Raw genomic sequence first — 19,978 nt, 5'->3', positions numbered from 1 at the left:
TGTCGGCATGGAGGATTTGTGGTCCCTGCCCACCGTCGAGGCCGCTGACGCAATCCGAACACTGTGTCAGCGGCTCTTGACGGAGACGGATGCGATGACCGAAACCATCGCGGGGTCCGCCCTCTTGGCGCAGTACGATGCTGCGCTGTTTCCGGATGCGTCGCTGGTCGAGGAGGATCGTGACCTCAACCGTTCCGATCTTGTCCAGTGGCTCACCTCGAATATTCAGCAACCGGGGCGAAGAGTCGAGCCCTACATCGGCCCGAGGACAACCGAGTACATTCGCGACCTCGTCTCCCGCGGCATCGCACCTGATTTCGCTGGGGGATGGCGGGTGGCACTCGGTATCGGCTGGCGCCGATGGCTCGAAGAATGCGTGGCGTACTGCGCAGACGCTGACCTGCTCGTCGATGTGCTCGAGGTGTCGGCGAAGTCGCTCGTGCAGTACGCCCTCGACTCGGTCGCGGCGTTGCGCGAGGCCAGCCTTGCCGCCGCGATGGGCAACGCGGATGCCGATGCGATTGCTCTGATCCAACTGATCGCCAGCGGGGCTCCCATGACCGAGGACCTCGCTGAGGGGCGCCTGAGGTACCGAATGGCGCGCCCGCACGTAGGTCTCGTCTTGTGGACCGACGATCTTGCGCAGGCCGACGCATTGGACGAGGTGGTCGCGGCCGTGCGTTCCGCTTCGGGGGAGAGAAGCGTCCTGGTAGCTCGTGCCAGTGCTACCTCGCGGTGGATCTGGCTATCCGGGGCCGCGACCCCGAACGTCCAGCACGTCGAGAAGGTCGTGGCAAAGGCGGAGGACGTTCGGACGGCCGTCGGAAGGCCAGGACACGGACTCGAAGGGTTCAGGTCGAGCCACCAAGACGCCTTGGCTGCCCAGGCGTTGGTCATTCGGCTCGGATCCGACCGGCGCTTCACGGCGTACGCCGATGTCGAACTCATCGACAGCCTCACGAAGGACCGCGCCAGCGCACAACGGTTCGTGGCCAAGACTCTCGGTCCGTTGGCCGAAGCGGACGAAGCGTTGCGGCAGGCGCTCCTGACCTATGTGCAGTGCGGCTTCAACACCACTCGGGCGGCAGCCAACCTTTACGCACACCGAAACACGGTCGAGCGCCGGGTCTCTCGCGCAAACGAACTCTCCGTGGTCAAAGTGGAAGACAACCCCACACACGTCGCGGCAGCACTTCTGGTGCTGGATATTGCGCCCGATATCACGGCGACCACACCCTTCTAAACGCAGAAGACGTTGCGTCAAACTGGTGACAGGCGTTCGGCGACCAGCGGTCCGGCTGAAAACACCAAGAGCACTGAGCTGGGGCTTGCAACGAAGATTCACGAGCGTCCGCGACACGCCGAAGTCTTGAGAAAGTACCCAGGCGAGTCCTGTCAGTCTTCGCTGTATCTCGACAACGGTGGGCGCTGCGGAGTTGACGCCGTAGTCCACGCGGCGTGAGCTGATTCGAGCCCCGGTTTCAGGGGAACTCTGAGCCAATGGCTACCTATCGAGTTCTCAATCCCAAAGGTGAGGTCGTCGACACAAAGGACATCGAGAGCGCCGGCGACGCGCATGCCTGGTTCGTCGACCAGAAGGCCAAGCCCGAGTTGGGCTGGCGCATGGAGGTGCTCTCGGCCGACGGTGACTGGGCGTTCTTCGATGACAGTGAAGGCGGTCGAAAGTACTGATCGGCCGAAGCTTCGGGTTGGCCGCGTCGCTAATCGGCCAATCCGAGCATTTGGCGGGTCATCTGGTTCAGCTGGACCCGGAGTGTCTCGCCGTCGATGTCGGCGAGCAGCGGATGCGTGACGGCGACGCTGATCGCGCTGGAGCACGTTCAGGTGGAACATCCGTCACCACCCCAAACGCGAATTGTGGTTGGCGTGGTAGGTGATGTTGTTCTTCTACCAGCTCTACGGCGTGCTGTTCTTCTTCGTCACCCGCGTGCAGCCGCCCCCCAGCCCGGCCTGGGACACCCCAACGGTCGTGCATTGGGTGACCGACCACCGGTTCGGTGTTCTTGCCGGCTTCACCATCGTCTTCCTCGTCACCGGCATGTGTGCACCGATGAACGCCCTGCTCGCGTACTCGATGCGACGCATGTCGGGCAGCCCGGCGTTCGCCTACTCCTATCTGATCATGTACTCGCTCAGTGCGATTCCAGGCATGCTGGTCATGGCAATCGCGATGACCGCGGCCGCCCTGCGACCCGACCGCGACCTCGAGATCATCCACTGGCTTCATGAATTCGCGTTCCTGTCGTTCAGCGGCACCTTGGGTGTGTTCCTGATCGGCTCCCTGGTGTGGATGACCGCGATCCTCATCGGTGTCTGCCTGCTGGGCAGCTACTTCGTCGGCTCGGCGATTGCCGCCTAGGTGCCGTACAGATGCAGCGCCCGAGCGGCTTCGGTGGCGATGTCACCGCTCAGCCCCACGATCGGCGGGCCGCCGCGCTGATGGATCACGTTCCCGAACACGATCACGTAGGTATCTGAACCGGGGTCCATCCACAGCGTCACACCCGTGAAACCGGTGTGGCCGAAGCTGCCGACGGGAAAGACCGTGCCGCGCGGTCGGGAATGGGGCGTATCGATGTCCCAGCCAAAGCCGCGGAGATCCGTGGTGTGCCCGGGCTGCTGCGGAGTCGTCATCAACTCCACCGTTGACTGCTTCAGCGGAAACGGGCTCGGCCGGCCGGCGCGGCGATCGAGGAGGGCCTGCGCGTACTTACCGATGTCGTCGACCGTCGAGAACACCCCGGCGCTGCCCGTCACCCCGCCCATGCGGCGGGCGGTCGGGTCGTGCACGGTGCCGCGCAACGGGTGTCCGTAATCGGGGTTGAGGCCCGGGGTGTCCTCGTCGAGCGCCGTCGGTGCGATGCGCTCCAAGAGGTCGGTGCGCCAGGTGCCCGGCGGGCAATCCTCGACCGCGGCAGCATCCGGGTCGAGGGCGAGCGCCGTTCCCCGAACCTGATGCGGGCCACACGCTTTCGTCGCAGGAAGATAGCGGGTATCCGACATGCCGAGCGGGCCGAACACATTGGCTTGCACGTAGTCGTCCAGGGGCTGGCCGGTGACCTTCTCGATGATCGCGCCGACCAGGACGAAGCCGATGTCGGAGTAGTGGAACAGCTCGCCGGGGTTGTGCACCACCCACGCGCCGAGCGCCCGGTGCAGGCCTTCGGCCTTGTCGGCGTGCTCCAGCCCCCACGGTCCGTCCAGGCTCAGATCTCCGGCGATGCCCGAGGTGTGGGTCAGCAACATGCGCAGGGTCACCGCGGCCCGTCGTGGGTCGTCGGCCGGGTTGAAGTCCGGCAAATAGGTCTGCACCGGTTCGTCGATCCGCACCTTGCCCTGCTCGTAGAGCTGGAGCAGGGCAACGGTCGTCGCGATGCCCTTCGACAACGACGCCAGATCGAAGATGGTGTCCTCGGTCATCGGCTCGGCGGGTGCGGGTTTCCCGTCCAGTCCGGGTTCGCCGGGCAGTTTCCGCGAACCGAAAGCCTGGCGGAAGACGACGTTGCCGCCGTGTCCTATCTGAACCACTGCGCCCGGCAGCCTTGGGGCCGCAATCGCGTCGTTGACCAGCCGGGACACCGCGGTGAAATCCCCTGCGGGCACGACGGCGGCGAGGGTAGGTGCCGGCGGCGTGGTCGTGGCCGGGGCGGGGGCTGTCGTGAATGTGGACGTGGCAGCCGGTGGCGAAACTTCGGACTGCCCGCATGACGAGACCGCTGCGACGGTGAACAGGATGGTTCCCGCCGCGCAGAGTCGGGTCAGTGGCGATCGTGACGCCGTCACCGGATCGACGGTACCGGGCGAGCACCGTTCGGTGATGGCATGAACCCGGCGCGCGGCGTACACAAGGACGCGCTTACTCCGAGGGCTGCGGTCAGTATGTGGCAGGAATCCGCGGGCGTAGTGCTCAGCGCTCGACGACGTCGACTACCGGCGTCCGCGGCTCCAGATGTTTCGCCCACCCGGACGCGCACACCGCGGTGCAGACAAGAGCCAGTAGGCCGACAAAAGTCAGCATCACCGGATAGCTGAACCAGTGCTCCAGTGCGGCCAGTGCGGCGGGCAGCAGGAACCCGAGGTAGGCCAGGGAGTAGTAGACCCCGGAGATCCCCGCGAGCTCGTCGGGTGGCGCAATGCGTTGGATCTCAAGCAGACCCGACACGATGGCGATGCCGTAGGCGCTGCCGAGCAGCATCGCGACCAGTGGCGCGACGAGCACCGACCGGGTGACGGCGGTGGCCACGGCGGCGAAGATCCCGACCGCCATCAGGGCCATCGACACCACCACGGCGCGCGAACTGGACACATCGTCGAGCCGACGTGCCACCGGCTGAATCGCCACGCCGCAGGCCAGCGTCAACACCGTCAGCCCCACGGTGTAGAGCAGGGCCCACGACCCGAGCTGGTCGGCGACCAGTGCCGGCACCACCGCGTAGGCGATGGCCGCGGAGCCGAAGATCCACGGGGCCATGGGAACAACGACATGGAGGAACCGGCGGTGTCCGGCCGCGGGCACCTTCAGACCGTCGAGGAACGGCCGCGGAGTCATGCCGAACCGGGTCTCGGCGGTGCGGCTCCACACCGCCCACAGCACCGGCACGCACAGCGCGGCGTGCACCAGGTAGGTCAGCACCAAGGGCAGCGGCGCGTACACGGTGAGCAGCCCGGCGCACAGCGGCCCCACGCCGAAACCGAGCGACAGACAGATCGAGGCGCGCCGGGCACCGGCTCCGGCCGACGCGTTGTCATATGGCGGCCGGGACAATTCGGTGATCCAGGCCGAGCCCACGGCCATGGCGATACCGACGGCCAGCCCGCTGAACAACCGGCCCACGAACAGCGCGGGGAAGCCCCACCCGTCACCGATCGCCAGGATGAGACTGCCCAGCGCGGAACTGATCACGCCGGCCGCCATCACGGTGCGTCGACCGTGGCGGTCCGACAGCGTCGACGCGATCAACAACCCAGGAATCAGGCCGAGCACGTAGGCGCCCAGCAGAATGTCGACGTCCACCCGGGTGTAGCCGGCGTGCTGGGCGTAGGCGATCAGCAGCGGGGTGAACTGGTTGCCGCCCCAACCGATGCAGAAGACGGCGATGGCCACCGCGAGCCATGGCCGCAGGCGACGCCGGCCCCGTTTCGGAACCTCATGGGGCTCAAGGGCGACGGCCGTCATGCCAGCACCACTCGGTAGGTCGCTTCCAGATGGGCCAGCAGGGCTGCTTCGAAGCCCGCGACGTCGCGCCGGCCGATGGCATCCGCGAGATCCGCGTGCTCACCGATCAGCTCGGTCAGCCGGGCCGAATCCGAGCGGGCCGCGTCGGCCATCATGCGGCGCTGCCGATCGCTCAGGGATCCGTAGAAGCGCCCGGCGATCGAATTCCCGGCGACCTGGACGATCCGCCGGTGGAACGCGTCATCGGCGGCCGCGAACTCATCGGCGTCACCGATCGCGGCGCCGTGGCGCTGGCGCTCCACCAACTCCGTCAGCTCCCCGAACAACGTGTCGATGGAGTCCGATGACCGGCAGAGTCGGCGCACCGCCGCCGTCTCCAGGGCCAGGCGCATCTCCAGCAGATCGGTGGCTTCCTGGGCGGACACCGGTACGACGACGGCGCCGCGCCGCGGCACCAGATCGAGGAAATCTTCGGCGGCCAGGCGGAGGAAGGCTTCGTGGACGGGCGTGCGGCTGACACCGAGCTGGGTCGCCACCTCGACCTCGCTGAGGAGCTGCCCGCCGCGGAACTCACCGGAGAGGATCTGATCCTTGGTCATCCGGTAGACGCGCTGGCTGTTGCTCGATTTCTCGTCGGTCACCACGAGATACCACGATACCCCTTGCATGCAAGCTTGCATGCAAGGGGTTTATCCCGCGGAAACTGCTAAAAGGGACTGCTGTTGGACTGGTACTTGGCCGATTCCGGACGAGGCCCGAACCGCCGGATGTAGTCCTCGTGCTTCTGCTGGTCCTTCTTGTACTGGATCTCGTCGACCAGGTTGGGATCGAGACCGTGCTGGGCCAGCCGGTGCCGGCGCCAGATCTTGTTGAGCGCGAGCGCCATCAACAGGGCCCAGACGTAGATCGGCACGGTCATCTCGATGTGCACATACAGCGAGGCGGGCAGCAGCCAGAACGGCGCCAGCACGAACAGCGGTGGGATCGCCATCCGAATCATGTGCCGGCGGATGGCTCCGTGGTCGGCCAGGTCATGGGCCACCCAGTCGCGCATCGAATCGGGCAACCGCTTGCCGTAGCAGTAGGCGATGTACTGAAAGAAGTTGGGACGGTCTTTGGTTTTCTTCTGGCCGGCCATGGTGGGCTCCTGGTGTCAATCGGTGAGGGAATTGGCCGCCAGCGCGGCTTCGTTGAGGCGGGTCAGTGCCCGATGCAGGTCTTCGAGTTCGGCAAGGCTGATGCCGAGGCGTTCCACCACCGCGTGCGGGATGGCCACGGCGCGTTCACGCAACGCGATCCCGGCCTCGGTGAGCTCGACGTCGGTGGCGCGTTCATCGCCGGCCCGGCGGCTGCGAGTGATCAGCCCGAGTCCTTCGAGCCGCTTGAGCATCGGCGACAGCGTGGCCGAATCGATCTGCAGGGCGGCCGCGATCTCCTTGACCGACAGCGGCGGAACGCCGTCGGCGCGTGACTTGTGGTGATCCCACAGGGCCAGCATCACCAGGTACTTCGGGTGGGTCAGACCGAGCGGCTCCAGGAGCGGGCGGTAGACCGCGAGTACGGCGCGGTTGCTGACGGCCAGGGCAAAACACACCTGCCGCTCGAGGGCGAGCGGATCAACATCGTCCGGCGCCGAGGGCGTTGCCGATACTGCGGACACAAAAAGACCGTACCCTCATAGTTAGGGCACTAACAATGTCTCGGTGATCACACCCGCTAATGAGCGCGTTTGGCCAGCCGCTCGGGGTTGTCGATCAGGATGCTGCGGCCCTGAACGCGGATCCAGCCACGTTGCGCGAAGTCCGACAGCGCCTTGTTGACCGTCTCCCGGGAAGAACCGACGAGCTGCGCGATCTCCTCCTGCGTCAGCTCGTGGTCGACGCGCAGCGCGGTGCCGTCACGGCTGCCGAACCGCTGCGCCAGGTAGAGCAATTGCTTGGCCACCCGGCCCGGCACATCCGTGAAGATCAGGTCGGACAGGTTGTCGTTGGTGCGCCGCAACCGGCGGGCCAGCACGCGCAGCAATTGTTCGGCGATCTCGGGACGGTCGGCGATCCAGCTGCGCAGCACGCTGCGGCTCATCGTCACCGCCTTCACCTCGGTCAGGGCGGTCACCGTAGAGGTCCGTGGGCCGGGGTCGAAGATCGCGAGTTCGCCGAACATGTCGGACGGGCCCATCAGCGTGATCAGGCTGTCGCGCCCGTCGGCCGACTTGCGGCCGATCTTCACCTTGCCCGCGGTGATGATGTACAGGGTGTCGCCCGGTTCGCCTTCGACGAAGGCCACCTCGCCGCGGCGGAAGGTCACCGGTTCCAGCTGACGGACGAGTGCGGCCACGGCGTCCGGCGACACACCCTGGAAGATGCCGGCGCGCGCCAGCACTTCATTCATGGTTCCTCCCTAAACGGATGTGCCGAACCTGGCTGCCCGGAGTGTTTGCACTGGTGGCAGCCGGAAGTGCGACCGCCTTTCTACTTTACAAGGGCCGGCGGACTCCGCTAGCCGCCGGGTTTACAGTTGCGATCGGTTTCGTAATGTCATCTGCCCCGAAGGAGACGGGTTCAGATCGTTGAACAGCAGATTCGCTGAGCTTCGGCGACGGAATCCGCCAGCGGACGGCGCGTATTGATCAGGTGGGCGTCGGACCAGTCGGCGTCGCCGGCCGCCAGGCCCTCGGCGATCTGCGGGGTGGCGTCCGAGTTGGTGATCCGCCGTTGCGTGATACGTTCCTTGGCCTCGTCCAGGGGCACTGTGCAGGCCAATTGTGTTGTCGGGCAATGGCGTTCTGCGGCCAGTTCACGCGCGCGTTGCCGGAGGGCGGGGTCACGCCACGTACCGTCCAGGATCACCGATCGGCCCCCGGCCAAGGCGGAGTCGGCTTTGCCCAGGACTGCGTCGTATACGGCGGCCACGTTCTCGCTGCTGTACAGGCCCTCGTTCAGGATTCCCGCATCGCCGGTGAGGACGCCTCGTTCCTGCAACTCGCGGCGCACGTCGTCGGTGGAAATGACCTGTGCTGACAACTGCTCAGCCAGTGCGCGCGCCAGTGTGGTCTTGCCGGTGCCAGGGCCACCGCCGACGACGACCAGCCGGACCGCGCCTCGGCGGAGGTGATCGAGGGCGAGGTCGAGATGGCGTCGGGCGTCGTCCGCGGCGACTTGATTGCCCTGTTCGACCCTGATGCAGTCTGTCTTGGCGCGGACCCCGGCACGGTAGGCGACGTAGAAGTCCACCAGCGCAGTCGGGGCGGCGTCGCCAGAGAACCGGCGGTACTCGGCGAGGAAGTGGTCAGCCAGATCTTTCCGGCCGAGAAATTCCAGGTCCATCGCCAGGAACGCGGCGTCGTCAATGCAGTCGACGTGACGCAAGTTGTCATCGAACTCAAGGCAATCCAGGATCGCCGGCCCCTCGGGCATACAAAATATGTCACCGGTCAGCAGGTCACCGTGACCATCGACGATGCGGTGGTTCGCGATCCGGTCGGCAAACAACGCGGCCCGCCCGTCGATGAACTGGTCGACCAGCCGGCCGATCTCTGTCACCGATTCGGCGGACACCACGGTTCCGGCGTGCCGGTGCAGCTCCCTGAGGTTGTCGTGCCAGCGGCCGGATACGGCGGAAATCCGTGCCGCCGTATCGATGTCGTCTGAACGCTGCGCGTCGGCGTGGAAGTGCGACAGTGCTTCCGCGATCGCCGACAGGTGCTCGACGGCGGGCTCGCCATTGACGACGATTGATGTCAGCCGGCGGGCGTCGGGGTACCGGCGCATCACGATCACCGGCTCGGGCGGACCGCCTTGCGGATCCGAGAGGTGGGCGACACCCAGATAGCTGTCCGGTGCCAGTCGCTGGTTCAACCGGACCTCACGGTCGCAAACCTGTTCGCGACGCTCGACCGAGCTGAAGTCGAGAAAATCGGTGACGACGGGCTTTTTGACCTTGTAGGCCCGGTCCCCGACCAGGGCGACGATCCCGGTGTGCGTCTCGTGGATCTCGGCCACGGCGCTCGTGGTCTCGGATTCAGCGGTCGGCACCGGCGCAGGCCAAGCTGAACTACCCATAACCCCATGATGGCCGCGTGGGATCCCGTGGCGGTAGGGCCATAGGTCCTCGAGGTTGGTTCACCGGGGGCTGACCAGGCCGGTGTCGTAGGCGTGGATGATCGCGGCGGCACGGTCACGCAGGTCGAGCTTGATGAAGATGTGGCCGATGTGGCTCTTGACCGTGAGCCCGGAAATGCTGAGTTGGTCGGCGATCTCGGCGTTCGAATGGCCCTTGGCGATCAGCCTCAGCACGTCGAGTTCGCGCGCGGTGAGGTCGCCGACGGCCGCGTGGCGCGGCTCTGCCGACTTGCGGTAGGTGGTGAGCACCCGGGAGGTCACCGCCGGATCGAGGTAGCTGTCCCCCTGCGCCACCGCGCGCACCGCCCGGATCAGTTCCTCGGCCGACGAATCCTTGAGCACGAATCCGTTGGCTCCGGCACGCAGCGCGCCGGAGAGCAACTCGTCGTCGTTGAACGTGGTCAGCGCCAGCACCGGCGGACCGTCGGCCGCGGTGAGCCTGCGGGTGGCCTCTATTCCGTCGACGCGCTTCATGCGCAGGTCCATCACCACGACGTCGGGGCGGTACCGGGCCACGGCGTCGGGAACCTCGTCGCCGTCGGCGCATTCGGCGATGATCGTGAAGCCGTCCTTGCGCCGCAGGATGCGCCGGAGCCCCGACCGCACCAGGTCCTGATCGTCGACCAGCAGGACGTCGACCTCGGTGGCTGGATCCGTCATGACATCAGCGGACACCCGCGGGGTGCCTGGTCGGTGTCGTCCAGCGGAATGTTGGTGCGCACCGCCCAGCCGTCGTCGGCCGGTCCGACGCTGATGATCCCACCGAGCTGCTCGACGCGCTGGCGCATCCCGTGCACGCCACGGCCCTCCACACCCCGGCCACCCGGACCGGCGAGGGCGCCCACCGGAAGCCGATTGGTGACGGTCAAGGTGGCCGACGTCCGTGAAATCCTCAGCAACACGGTCGATTCCGCATCGGACGCGTGCTTGGCGATGTTGGCCAGCGACTCCTGGGCGATCCGATACAGCGCCAAACCCACCGCCGCCGAGACGGCATCGGTGCGGCCGGTGGCATCGAACCGCACATTCAGCCCGGCACGCACGAAATCGTCGACCAGGCGGGCGATGTCGTCGACCCCCGGCTCGGGAGCCATGCCCATCGGGGCGCCGTCGAGCAGCCCGACCGTGCGGCGGATGTCGGCCATCGCCTGGCGGCCCAGCCGCTCGGCCTGCTCCAGCGCCTCCACCGCGTCGTCCACATCGCGGTCCTGCTGCAACCCGCGGCGTGCCCCGGTCACGTGCAGCAAGGTCACGCTCAGGGAATGCGCGATCACGTCGTGCACCTCGCGAGCGATCCGCCGCCGCTCGTCGGATGCGGCGTGCTGGGCCAGCGCGGCCTGGGCGTCCTGCTGCTGACGCATCAGCTCCTGCTGGGTGTGCACGAGATAACCCACCAGCCAACCCATTCCGAGGATGCCGAGATAGAGCGGCACGGCGTCGAGGCGGTGCTGCGCGGCGGCGGTCAGGATCAGCGTGGCGCCGGACAGGGTGGCCAGGAAGCCGCCCCACACTCCGGTCAGTGAGGCGACCTCGCCGACCATCAGCACCGCGATCAGCGGCGCGAAGTCATCGGCGATCGGTGTGGATGTGCCGAACAGCAACACCGCCGTGGCCGTGCACCACGTCGCCCAGACGATCGGCGCCTTGAACTCGATACCGGAGATATAGAACAAGGCGAACGGCGCGATGCAGACCACGAGGGCGAGCAGGCCGGCCGGGAGATCGGACGCCGGCCGCTGCAGGACGGCGACGACGCCGGCGCCAACCACGGTGGTGTCGAACGCCAGCACGATGGCCCAGTTGTAGCCCACCGGAAGGGAATGACCCCGCCGGCGCGCGTGCGCCCGTATGCCGCGTGTGATGCCACCGAGCATGTTGTGATCGTAGAAGGTGCGAACGCTGTAGCGCCTCCTACTGCGGTCGGATTTCCTGGGGTCGGATTTCGGATCGGATCTCAGCACTCAGAGTCGCCACATCTCGCGTGCCATCGCGGCGTCCTCGACGAAGCCCTCCCGTAGGGGCGGGTAGTACGGCCGCTTCAGCCGGGGCGCCGCCGCCAAGGCCGCGCGTACGGTGGCGACCGCGCGGTGCCAGAGGCCGCCGTCGCGGCGGTCCCGGTCGAGCGGGACCCCTGGGACCGGAACGACGAGCGTGCCTTTCGCGGTCCATCCACGGGCGACGCCGGTCATTGATTCGGCTATCGAGATAGCTGGGGAACGCTGTGCTCGTGTCATGGCTCGACGCTATGAAGAACGCAGGTCAGCACACATCGCGCTGCCGTCCGATCTTGGTCTACGACCGTGGTAGGACAACCGCACCGACCACAGGACGATCACCTCGCCAATGGTTAGGCTCATGCGGTGGTCTCGAGTACGACCCGCAGACGCGGGCCCCGGCGCGACGTCGACACCCGAGCACTGATCATCGACACCGCCGAGCGAATGTTCGCCGAGCTGTCGATCGGTGCGGTGGCCACGCGGGCGGTGGCCCGTGAGGCGGGCGTGGCCAGTCGCGCGGTGGCCTATCACTTCCCGGTCAAGCGGGATCTGGTCGTCGCGGTCGCGCTCCGGCGGGCCCCGTCGGTGTTCGCGGCGGTGGTCGACGAGTTGGTTCGGGTCGGCCAGTCGGACAACGAGGTCGGCGTCCGAGATGTCGTCGAGGCGTTGATCGCCCCCTACGTCCGATTGCTCGACGAGGATCCGGTCGGTGGCTTGCGCTGGCTCAAGGTGATGAATCAGCTGGCCCTCGACGAAGACCAACTCTGGCTCGACCAGTTGTCGGGCACGCCGAACCTGCCCGAGTTGTTCTTCGCCGCGGCGGGGCGCGCGGTTCCGGATATCCGAACCGGAGAAGGACAGCAGCGCAGCACGATTGCCATCTTCTCGATGATCGGTGCGCTGGCCAGTTCGGACCTCTCCCTGTACGGGCAGCCGTTGGGTCCCGACGGCTTGGACCGGCGATGGCTCGACGAGCTCATCCAGTTCACCAGCGGCGGATTGCGGGGCGCCGCCGGCGTGCCCGATTAGGATCGGGACGTGCGGATCGACGGCCAGCAGCTCGCCGCCTTCGCCGCGGTGGTCGAACTGGGCAGCTTCGATGCGGCCGCGCACCGGCTGCACGTGACCCCGTCGGCGATCAGCCAACGGATCAAGGCCCTCGAACAGCGGGTCGGCCAGGTTCTCGTGGTCCGCGAAAAGCCCTGCACGGCAACAGCGGCCGGGGTGCCGCTGCTCAGGCTGGCCGCGCAGACCGCCCTGCTGGAATCCGAGACGCTGGCCGAGATGGGTGGAGGTTCCACGCACCGCACCCGGATCGCGCTGGCCGTCAACGCCGATTCGATGGCGACCTGGTTCACCGGGGTGTTCGCCGCAGCCGCCGAGTTCCTGTTCGACATCAGGATCGAGGATCAGGACCTTTCGGCGCGGCTGCTGCGCGAGGGGGTCGTAATGGGGGCCGTCACCACCGAGCGGCGTCCGGTGCCGGGCTGCCGGGTGCACCCGCTGGGTGCGATGCGCTACGTGCCGGTGGCCAGCGCCGAGTATGTACGGCGCTATCTGCCCGACGGATTCACTCGCGACGCCGCGCCCGAGGCGCCGTCGCTGTCCTGGAACCGTGACGATGCGCTGCAGGACCAATTGGTGCGCAAGGTGTTTCGCAAGGATGTCGTCCGCCCGACGCACTACATTCCGACGGCAGAGGGGTTCGGGGCCGCCGTGCGGGCCGGGCTGGGCTGGGGCATGTATCCGGAGGAATTGGTCGACGACGACTTCGTCCGGATCACCGATCAGTTCCTGGACGTGCCGCTGTACTGGCAGTGCTGGAAGCTGGACAGTCCGATGGTGGAGACCATCACGGCCGCGGTGCGCGCGGCGGCAGGGAGTCTGCGTGGCGCACCCCGCTGAGGGGGGACCGCCTAGCGCACCAAGGGTGCGAGATGCCGGCGCGCGTAGGCGCGGACCGCGTCGTCGTCCTCGACATCCAGCAGCGGTGTGGGCAGCTGGGCGAGCGAACATGCGAGCCGGATGTGCAGTTCGGCAACGGCCAGCAGATCCGCGTCGGGCATGGTGGCCCCGGCGGCACGAAGCGCCTTGGCCATCGCCGTTGAGGCATGGTGCAGGAAGGCCGGCGCCTGGTCGTAGGCTCCGGCCACCGCGGTGAAGTCGGTGTCCAGGCGCAGGAACCTGCGCATCACCGGTTCGGTGGTCAGCAGCCGCAACCCCTCGCAGAACGCCGCCACCGCCGCGTCGTTGGGGCCGGAATCGATTGCGACCGTGCGCAGCCGAGTCATCGCGTCGTCGAAGGTGCGGCGTCCGAGTTCGGTGATCAGGGCGTCGCGGGTGGGGAACCGGCGGTACAACGTCCGGCGGCTCACCCCGGCCTGCTTGGCGATGACGTCCAGGCTGGCCCGGCCCAGCCCGACGAGCGCCACCTCCTCGGCCGCGGCCTTGAGGATGGCGTCCTCCTGTTCGGACTGACTGGCGTTGCTGCGGGGCATCGCTATCAGTGTGTCAGCCCGCGGCCGGGCATCCCAGCGGCGCGAATGAGTCCAGCGCCACCGATCGGTGCAGGCGCACCAGCTTTTCGTACTGCAGCCGGTTGTAGGCCAGCGGGATCAGCAGCAGCCGGTCCGGCAACACCCGCCAGGCCAGCTGCAGCAGCCGCGTGTACACGGCGAACTCCCGGTCATGGCGAGAGTCCCAGCGGAATCCGGTCAGCTCGCGGACCCCCGGGTGCATGATCCCGAAGGAACACACCTTGATCACCCGACCGGCGATCGGCCGCACCGCCAGCCAGGAGGGAGTCAACGCCAACCTCAGCGGGCCGGGCAGCAGCAGGGTGGGCAGTGGCAGACGGGTCAGCCCCGCGGTCACCCGTGTCAGGAACACGTTGTCGCGCAGCTGATTTTCCACCATGTCGTCGTAATAGCGGACAGCCTCGGCATAGGACTCCGGCAGCTTGGCCGACGCGCCGGGCAGTTCGATGGCACTGAACGCGTCGAGCAGTTGACGGTACGCCGCCTCTTGTTCGGCGGGATTCATCGTGATGCCGGTCGCCGGGGTGAACGAGTTCAGGACGACGAAGATCCCGCTGATCGCGATCCAGTTCCACAGCTGCGGGTTCAGGGCGCTGTAGCGGACGTCGGCGAACTCGCCCTTGCCGTGGCCGCGGACGTCGCGGTGCATGGTTTGCAGGCGACGGCCTTCCGCCGCGCGATCGTCGGCGTCACCCCAGATGGCCAGCAACGCCGAGAACCCGCTGCGCACCCCGCGGTCGAGGAAGTTGCGCTCGAACCGGCCGCTGCGGTCCACCGCCGCGGCGACCGGGACCAAGGCCACTTCATCGAACGCCGCCGCTCCGAACGCACCTCCCAAGATGCTGCCCGAGTGCCTGCGGAAATTCGCCAGCACGTCCTGTCGAACCACGTCTGCTTCGGCCACGCTGCCAATGGACATGGCACAAAGGCTAGCAATCTGTGCCAATGTGTCAATAGTTGTCTACCCGTTCGAGGCTCGGGCCAGGCTGGCCCGGAAGACCGTGGTCCGGGTGTGGCACGTTGGTATCTTCGCGAACATGGCCAACCGGACACATCGATACGAGGTCGAACTCACCTGGACCGGCAACACCGGTTCGGGGACCAGCGGTTACCGCGACTACGCCCGCGACCACGAGGTGACGGGTGTCGATGACTCCGGCAAGCCGGTGATCCAGGGGAGCGCCGATCCGTCCTTCCGGGGCAGCCCGCAGCGGTGGAACCCCGAGGAACTGCTCGTGGTCAGCCTGTCCCAGTGCCACATGCTCTGGTACCTCGCGCTGTGTGCCAAGGAGGGCATCACGGTCACCGCCTACCGCGACCGCCCGGAGGGGACGATGAGCGAGAATGCCGAGGGCGGAGGGGCTTTCACCGACGTGACGCTACGGCCGGAGGTGACCATCGCCGAGCCCGACCGGGTCGAGGACGCCACCGAGCTGCATCACGAAGCCCACCGGCTGTGCTTCATCGCCAACTCGGTCAACTTTCCGGTGACCGCTACGCCGACGGTGACGGCGCCGACCACAGCGTGAACGGCGCCGCCACGGGGGTTATCGATGGAGCCGACGCAGCTGCGCCGAGGCCACCGACAGCACAGCCAGGTCGGGCTCGTCGGATTCGAGGAACTCGTCCAGCGTGCGCCGCGCCCGGTCCAGCCGCGGCCGGTTGTAGGCCTCGAAGTCACGGATGCTGCTCGTCGTCTGGTCCTCGTCGACGCCGAACTTGGTGACGTCGATCGTGAGGTCGCGCAGCGAGCGGTACAGATCCTCCCGCAGCGCGAGCCTGGCCAGGGCGTGCCAGCGACCGCCCCGGGGCAGCGTCGACACCGCCAGCAGGAGCCGGTCCACTCCGAGCCGATCGGACAGTTCGAAGTAGATCTTGGCGAGTTGGGCCGAGTCCTCACCGTGAGCGTGCGCGACCTCGACGATGTCGAGAAGGCTGAAGGCATAGAGTGATTCGCTGATCCGCTGAGCGATGCTGCCCGGCACTCCGCGGGCGACCATGTCGTCGTGTGCCTGCGCCACCGTGTCGCGTTCCTGTCCGCCCAGCATCGATCGAAGCTGCCCGCGCAGCATCGCCACCTGGTTGCTGAACCGGGTGATCTCGGCGTCCACGTCGAGCGGTTGCGGCCGGTTGAGCACGAACCACCGTGCCGCCCGGTCGAGCAGGCGGCGGCCCTCGATGATCAAGGTGTTGGTCAGCTCGGGCGAGAGGTCGGCGGCATAGATGTCCGCCCACAGCGTGTCCAGGTCGAACACCTCGGACACCACTGCGTGGGCGCGCACGATATCGCCTGTGGCAGCGCCGGTTTCCTCCGCCAGCCGGAACGCGAAGGTCAGACCCGAGGTGGCCAGCACACGATTCACGATCGAGGTGGTGATGATCTGTCGGCGGAGTGGATGCTCCGGCAACGGCTCGCCGAGCCGGCGCCGCAACGTCGGGGGAAAGTACCGCGTGAGCAGCGCATCGAAGTACGGGTCGTCGAACCTCTCGCCGTCGAGCAGCTCGGCCTTGAGGTCGAGCTTGACGTGCGCCATCAAGGTGGCCAGCTGCGGCGCGGTGAGTCCGGTGTCGCCCTTGGCCAGGTCGGCGAATTCCGCAGGGGTGGGCATGTTTTCGCGCGACCGGTGCAGTCCGCGGCGGGCTTCCAGATCGGCGGTCATGCGCGCGTGCACCTGGACCATCTGGGCGGCGTTCGAGCGGGCGTCGCTGAGCAGCCGATTGTGCGCCCGGTTGTTGGCCAGGACGTGCTGTGCCACTTCATCGGTCATATCGGTCAGCAGCCGATTGCGGGCGCTGCCGCTGATCAGGCCGGAACGTGCGGCGCCGTCGAGCAGGATCTTGATGTTGACCTCGTGGTCGGAGCAGTCGACCCCTGCGGCGTTGTCGATGGCGTCGGTGTTCACCAGGCCCCCGCGCCGGGCGTATTCGATCCGGGCGCGCTGGGAGAGTCCGAGGTTCCCGCCCTCGACGATCACCCGTGCGCGGACGTCCTCGGCGTTGACCCGTACCGGATCGTTCACCTTGTCGGCGATGTCGGCGTGCTGTTCGCCGGTGGCCTTGATGTAGGTCCCGATCCCACCGTTGAACAGCAGGTCCACCGGGGCGCGCAGGATGTGGCTGATCAATTGGGTGGGGGTCAGCCGTGACTCGTCGTCACCGAGACCGAGTGCGGCGCGCATCTCCGGTGTGGTGGCAATGGTTTTCGCGGTTCGTGGCCACACCCCGCCGCCAGGACTGATCGAGGCACGATCGTAGTCGTCCCATGATGACTGGGGCAGTTCGAAGAGTCGCCGGCGCTCCTTGCGTGCCCGTGCGGTGTCGGGTTGGGGGTCGACGAAGATGTGGCGGTGGTCGAACGCGGCCACCAACCGGAGCCCCGGGCGCAGCAGCATGCCGTTGCCGAAGACGTCACCGCTCATGTCACCGACGCCGACGGCGGTGAACTCGTCGGACTCGGAGTCGATGCCGAGTTGGGCCAGGTGGCTGTCGCCGCTGACCCACGCGCCACGAGCCGTGATGCCCATCGCCTTGTGGTCGTAGCCGGCCGAGCCGCCGGAGGCGAAGGCGTCACCCATCCAGTAGCCACGGTCGAGCGCCACCGCGTTGGCCGAATCCGAGAACGTCGCGGTGCCCTTGTCCGCGGCCACCACCAGGTAGGGGTCCGGCCCGTCGTGGCACACCACGCCGCCGAAGCGGGGCCGCTGATCGCTGCCGGAACCGGAATCGGCGTTCTTGTCGACCACGTCGAGCAACGCGGCGATGAACTGCCGGTAGCTGCGCAGGCCCTGCACGCGCGGCGATTCGCCCGCGACGGGACGGGCCTTGACGACGAACACGCCCTTGGCTCCGGCCGGCACGATCATCGCGTTCTTGACCGCCTGCGCCTTGACCAGGCCCAGGACTTCGGTGCGGTAGTCGTCGTGGCGGTCAGACCAGCGCAGGCCGCCGCGTGCGACCAGCCCGAAGCGAAGATGAACGCCCTCGAATTCAGGTGAGTACACGAAGATTTCGGACAGCGGACGCGGCTGCGGCAGCTCGTCGACGGACCGGGCGTCGAGCTTGTGCACCAGATACGGCGCCCAGACCGTGAGGGCATCGGGTGCGAACGCGTTGGTGCGTACCGTGGCGTTGATCAGATTGTGGTAGGCGCGCAGGATCCGGTCTGCATCGATGTTCAGCACCTGGTCGATCTCGGTGGCCACCCGATGCTCGGCCTCGGCGATGCGGGCGATGCGGTGCGGGCTGTCGGCAGGTTGCTCGGTCTGATCGAACCGGGACTCGAACAGCTCCAGCAGGGCGCGGGCGGCCTCCGGATTGTCCAGTAGCACCCGCTGGATACGGGCCTGACCGTACGGCAACGGCAGCTGGCGCAGGTAGCGGCTGTAGCTACGCAGCACGGTGACCTGCCGCCAGCTCACGGCGGCCCGCAGGAGCAACGCGTTGAATCCGTCGGATTCGATGCGCCCCGCCCACATCGCCAGGAAGGTCTCGCGGATGCGATCGGTGGTGCCGTCCTGGGGCGCGGCCAGCGCGTCCGCCGCGTCGGGACCGGGCTGTAGCAGGAGGTGATACACGTGGCACAGCCGACCGTCGGGCCTGGTCCAGGTGTCGGCCTGTTCCTCGAGGACCTCGAGATCCATGCTCTGCAGCGCGGGAAGCATCCGGCGCAGCGGAACCGGCTCGAGCGCGGCGAGCGCGAAGTTCAGCCGGCCCTCCGCGGATTCGGCCCAATCGAGGTTCACCGCGACGGCATCGCCCATCAGATCGTTGAGCGCCGTGGCCTCCAGGAGCCGGCTGGGTACCACAACCCCGGCCTGCCGGTCTTGCATGTCTGGTGCAATGTGGTTGGCGCGCAACGAGTCCACGGTTGGTCCCCTCAATCGTCGTTGATCGAAGCCGCCGGTTGCGTTCGGCGGACGGTCCAATCCTGTGGTGTGGAACACCGACGCGGAGGGTTCAAACTGTCAATGATCCAGGGGCGGTCCTTACACTCTGTAACCCGCGATCGGTGGGCTCAGGAGGCGGGCACCACGCCCCGAGGCAGGATGAGGGGGAGATGGTTGTAGGTGACGATGCCGGGCGCGGCGTCGACCACCGCGGGAATCGCGTTGATCGGGGGCGTGGCCGTCATGATGTGTCCCAGCACCATGAACTCCTCCAGTGTGGTGGCCTCGAAGTCCGGCGGTGGCAGGAAGCCGACCTTCATCGTCACGGTCGGGCGCCCGGCCACCTCGATCATCCAGCCGTCCTGGTCGATCTGCCAATCCGGTTGCAGCGTCTGGCCTTTGCGCCACCGCAGGGTGAGCTCCACGCGGGTGGCATCCCCAACGATGCCCTTCCAGCTGACGAATACGCCGGCAACGCCGCCGGCCGGTATGGTCCACGAGCCCAGGTCGAGATCCTCTGTGGTCTGGGCGTATTCGGCGTCGCAGCGGACCTCGTCGAACTCGATTCCGAGCGCGTCACCGATCATCCGCACCGCTTCTCCGAACACGCCGGTGCCGTGGGCGGTCATGGCCTGCAGATCGGGGTGGTCGATGGGTTGGCCGAAGCCCACGGGCTTCTCGGTGTCGGGGGAGTCGTAGAACGTGGTGTCCGCGGCTTCGTTGACGGTGATCTTGTCGACCCGGTCGCAGATGCCCGCCGCGACGATCGCCAGTTGATTCACGTAGCCGGGGCTGATGCCGGATCCGAACATCGTGGAGCCGCCCTTGCGGCAGGCCTCGGCGATCCGGTCCCGGCCCTCGCCCTGGTTGTGCCCGGTGATGAACGAGGCCGTCGCGACGACGTTGACTCCGGCGGAGAGGATCTCGACGAGTTCGTCGACATCGATCCACATCGGGTTGTAGACCACCACGTCCGGTTTGAGGGCGAGCAGCGCCTGCACATCGTTGGTGGCCGCCACGCCGAGCGGCTCGATGCCCGCCAGTTCCCCGACGTCCTTGCCCGCCTTGTCCGGTGACCAGGCGTAGCAGCCGACCAGTTCCAGGGTGGGGTTGCGGGCGATGGCCGCCACCGAACTCTTGCCGACGTTTCCCGTCGTCCACTGAACAACCCGGTACGGAGAGGTTTGTGACACTGCCGCGGCTCCCTTCGTCGGTTTCGGGCAGTTTTCCACGCCCGTGA

At 67.2% G+C, this 19,978-nt stretch carries 19 protein-coding genes and 1 pseudogene; 6 read left to right on the top strand and 14 right to left on the bottom strand.

All coding sequences use genetic code 11. From position 1 onward, the window contains the following. Positions 1 to 7 precede the first annotated feature (7 nt). The 3 genes and pseudogenes from BN4332_RS18415 to BN4332_RS18400 all read left to right on the top strand — a co-directional run. Complete coding sequence (locus tag BN4332_RS18415) at positions 8 to 1,243, top strand: PucR family transcriptional regulator (protein WP_066900398.1); 1,236 nt, start codon at positions 8 to 10, stop codon at positions 1,241 to 1,243. A gap of 257 nt (positions 1,244 to 1,500) precedes the next feature. Then, entirely contained in the window at positions 1,501 to 1,692 is a 192-nt protein-coding gene (locus BN4332_RS18410; protein WP_066900396.1) for a hypothetical protein, read from the top strand. Positions 1,693 to 1,852: 160 nt separating this feature from the next. Beyond that, a pseudogene (locus BN4332_RS18400) lies at positions 1,853 to 2,329 on the top strand (hypothetical protein); the annotation flags it as partial. Between the two features lie 47 nt (positions 2,330 to 2,376). Here the strand turns inward: BN4332_RS18400 and BN4332_RS18395 are convergent. From BN4332_RS18395 to BN4332_RS18350, 10 genes are all read right to left on the bottom strand, one after another. Beyond that, complete coding sequence (locus BN4332_RS18395; protein ID WP_066900663.1) at positions 2,377 to 3,804, bottom strand: serine hydrolase domain-containing protein; 1,428 nt, start codon at positions 3,802 to 3,804, stop codon at positions 2,377 to 2,379. A gap of 124 nt (positions 3,805 to 3,928) precedes the next feature. Continuing rightward, a complete protein-coding gene (locus BN4332_RS18390) occupies positions 3,929 to 5,197 on the bottom strand; it encodes an MFS transporter (protein ID WP_066900394.1) in 1,269 nt (422 codons plus the stop codon). Beyond that, complete coding sequence (locus BN4332_RS18385; RefSeq protein WP_066900392.1) at positions 5,194 to 5,865, bottom strand: GntR family transcriptional regulator; 672 nt, start codon at positions 5,863 to 5,865, stop codon at positions 5,194 to 5,196. The genes BN4332_RS18390 and BN4332_RS18385 overlap by 4 nt, the downstream gene beginning before the upstream one ends. Before the next feature lie 38 nt (positions 5,866 to 5,903). Further along, on the bottom strand, positions 5,904 to 6,335 hold the full coding sequence (locus BN4332_RS18380) for a DUF5313 domain-containing protein (protein WP_066900391.1): 432 nt from the start codon (positions 6,333 to 6,335) through the stop codon (positions 5,904 to 5,906). A gap of 15 nt (positions 6,336 to 6,350) precedes the next feature. Next, a complete protein-coding gene (locus BN4332_RS18375) occupies positions 6,351 to 6,857 on the bottom strand; it encodes a MarR family winged helix-turn-helix transcriptional regulator (RefSeq protein WP_066900388.1) in 507 nt (168 codons plus the stop codon). A 56-nt stretch (positions 6,858 to 6,913) separates the two neighbouring features. After that, positions 6,914 to 7,588: a cAMP-activated global transcriptional regulator CRP gene (gene crp / locus BN4332_RS18370; RefSeq protein WP_066900386.1), complete on the bottom strand. Its 675-nt coding sequence runs from the start codon at positions 7,586 to 7,588 to the stop codon at positions 6,914 to 6,916. A 170-nt stretch (positions 7,589 to 7,758) separates the two neighbouring features. Further along, a complete protein-coding gene (locus tag BN4332_RS18365; protein WP_084459320.1) occupies positions 7,759 to 9,258 on the bottom strand; it encodes a bifunctional aminoglycoside phosphotransferase/ATP-binding protein in 1,500 nt (499 codons plus the stop codon). A 60-nt stretch (positions 9,259 to 9,318) separates the two neighbouring features. Continuing rightward, entirely contained in the window at positions 9,319 to 9,978 is a 660-nt protein-coding gene (locus tag BN4332_RS18360; RefSeq protein WP_066900384.1) for a response regulator transcription factor, read from the bottom strand. Then, on the bottom strand, positions 9,975 to 11,192 hold the full coding sequence (locus BN4332_RS18355) for a histidine kinase (protein WP_066900382.1): 1,218 nt from the start codon (positions 11,190 to 11,192) through the stop codon (positions 9,975 to 9,977). The genes BN4332_RS18360 and BN4332_RS18355 overlap by 4 nt, the downstream gene beginning before the upstream one ends. A gap of 87 nt (positions 11,193 to 11,279) precedes the next feature. Beyond that, positions 11,280 to 11,552 (bottom strand): hypothetical protein, encoded by a 273-nt coding sequence (locus BN4332_RS18350; RefSeq protein ID WP_160110883.1) that lies wholly within the window; start codon positions 11,550 to 11,552, stop codon positions 11,280 to 11,282. Between the two features lie 126 nt (positions 11,553 to 11,678). On the opposite strand from BN4332_RS18350, the gene BN4332_RS18345 reads away from it, so the two are divergent. After that, a complete protein-coding gene (locus BN4332_RS18345) occupies positions 11,679 to 12,344 on the top strand; it encodes a TetR/AcrR family transcriptional regulator (protein WP_066900378.1) in 666 nt (221 codons plus the stop codon). A gap of 9 nt (positions 12,345 to 12,353) precedes the next feature. Further along, positions 12,354 to 13,220 (top strand): LysR family transcriptional regulator ArgP, encoded by an 867-nt coding sequence (locus BN4332_RS18340; protein ID WP_066900376.1) that lies wholly within the window; start codon positions 12,354 to 12,356, stop codon positions 13,218 to 13,220. 11 nt (positions 13,221 to 13,231) lie between these two features. Here BN4332_RS18340 and BN4332_RS18335 read toward each other — a convergent pair whose 3' ends face one another. Together BN4332_RS18335 and BN4332_RS18330 are read right to left on the bottom strand one after the other, a co-directional pair. Then, the gene (locus BN4332_RS18335) at positions 13,232 to 13,813 is read right to left on the bottom strand and encodes a TetR/AcrR family transcriptional regulator (protein WP_066900374.1); all 582 of its coding nucleotides are present in this window, start codon (positions 13,811 to 13,813) and stop codon (positions 13,232 to 13,234) included. 13 nt (positions 13,814 to 13,826) lie between these two features. Then, a complete protein-coding gene (locus tag BN4332_RS18330) occupies positions 13,827 to 14,771 on the bottom strand; it encodes an oxygenase MpaB family protein (RefSeq protein ID WP_084459319.1) in 945 nt (314 codons plus the stop codon). A gap of 118 nt (positions 14,772 to 14,889) precedes the next feature. Between BN4332_RS18330 and BN4332_RS18325 the strand changes: the two genes are divergently transcribed. Further along, complete coding sequence (locus tag BN4332_RS18325; RefSeq protein ID WP_096867110.1) at positions 14,890 to 15,381, top strand: OsmC family protein; 492 nt, start codon at positions 14,890 to 14,892, stop codon at positions 15,379 to 15,381. A gap of 18 nt (positions 15,382 to 15,399) precedes the next feature. Here the strand turns inward: BN4332_RS18325 and BN4332_RS18320 are convergent, their stop codons facing one another. Together BN4332_RS18320 and BN4332_RS18315 are read right to left on the bottom strand one after the other, a co-directional pair. Beyond that, positions 15,400 to 18,681 carry an NAD-glutamate dehydrogenase domain-containing protein gene (locus BN4332_RS18320; RefSeq protein ID WP_066900659.1) on the bottom strand — a complete coding sequence of 1,094 codons (3,282 nt, stop codon included), beginning with the start codon at positions 18,679 to 18,681 and terminating at the stop codon, positions 15,400 to 15,402. A 185-nt stretch (positions 18,682 to 18,866) separates the two neighbouring features. Beyond that, positions 18,867 to 19,931, bottom strand: a complete 1,065-nt coding sequence (locus tag BN4332_RS18315) for an NAD(P)H-dependent amine dehydrogenase family protein (protein WP_066900372.1) — start codon at positions 19,929 to 19,931, stop codon at positions 18,867 to 18,869. Between the last annotated feature and the right edge of the window lie 47 nt (positions 19,932 to 19,978).

This window comes from Mycolicibacterium houstonense (genome assembly GCF_900078665.2).
GTDB classification, from domain to species: Bacteria; Actinomycetota; Actinomycetes; order Mycobacteriales; family Mycobacteriaceae; genus Mycobacterium; species Mycobacterium houstonense.
Note: the sequence above shows the minus strand (reverse complement) of the source record. Positions and strands in the feature narration are given on the sequence as shown.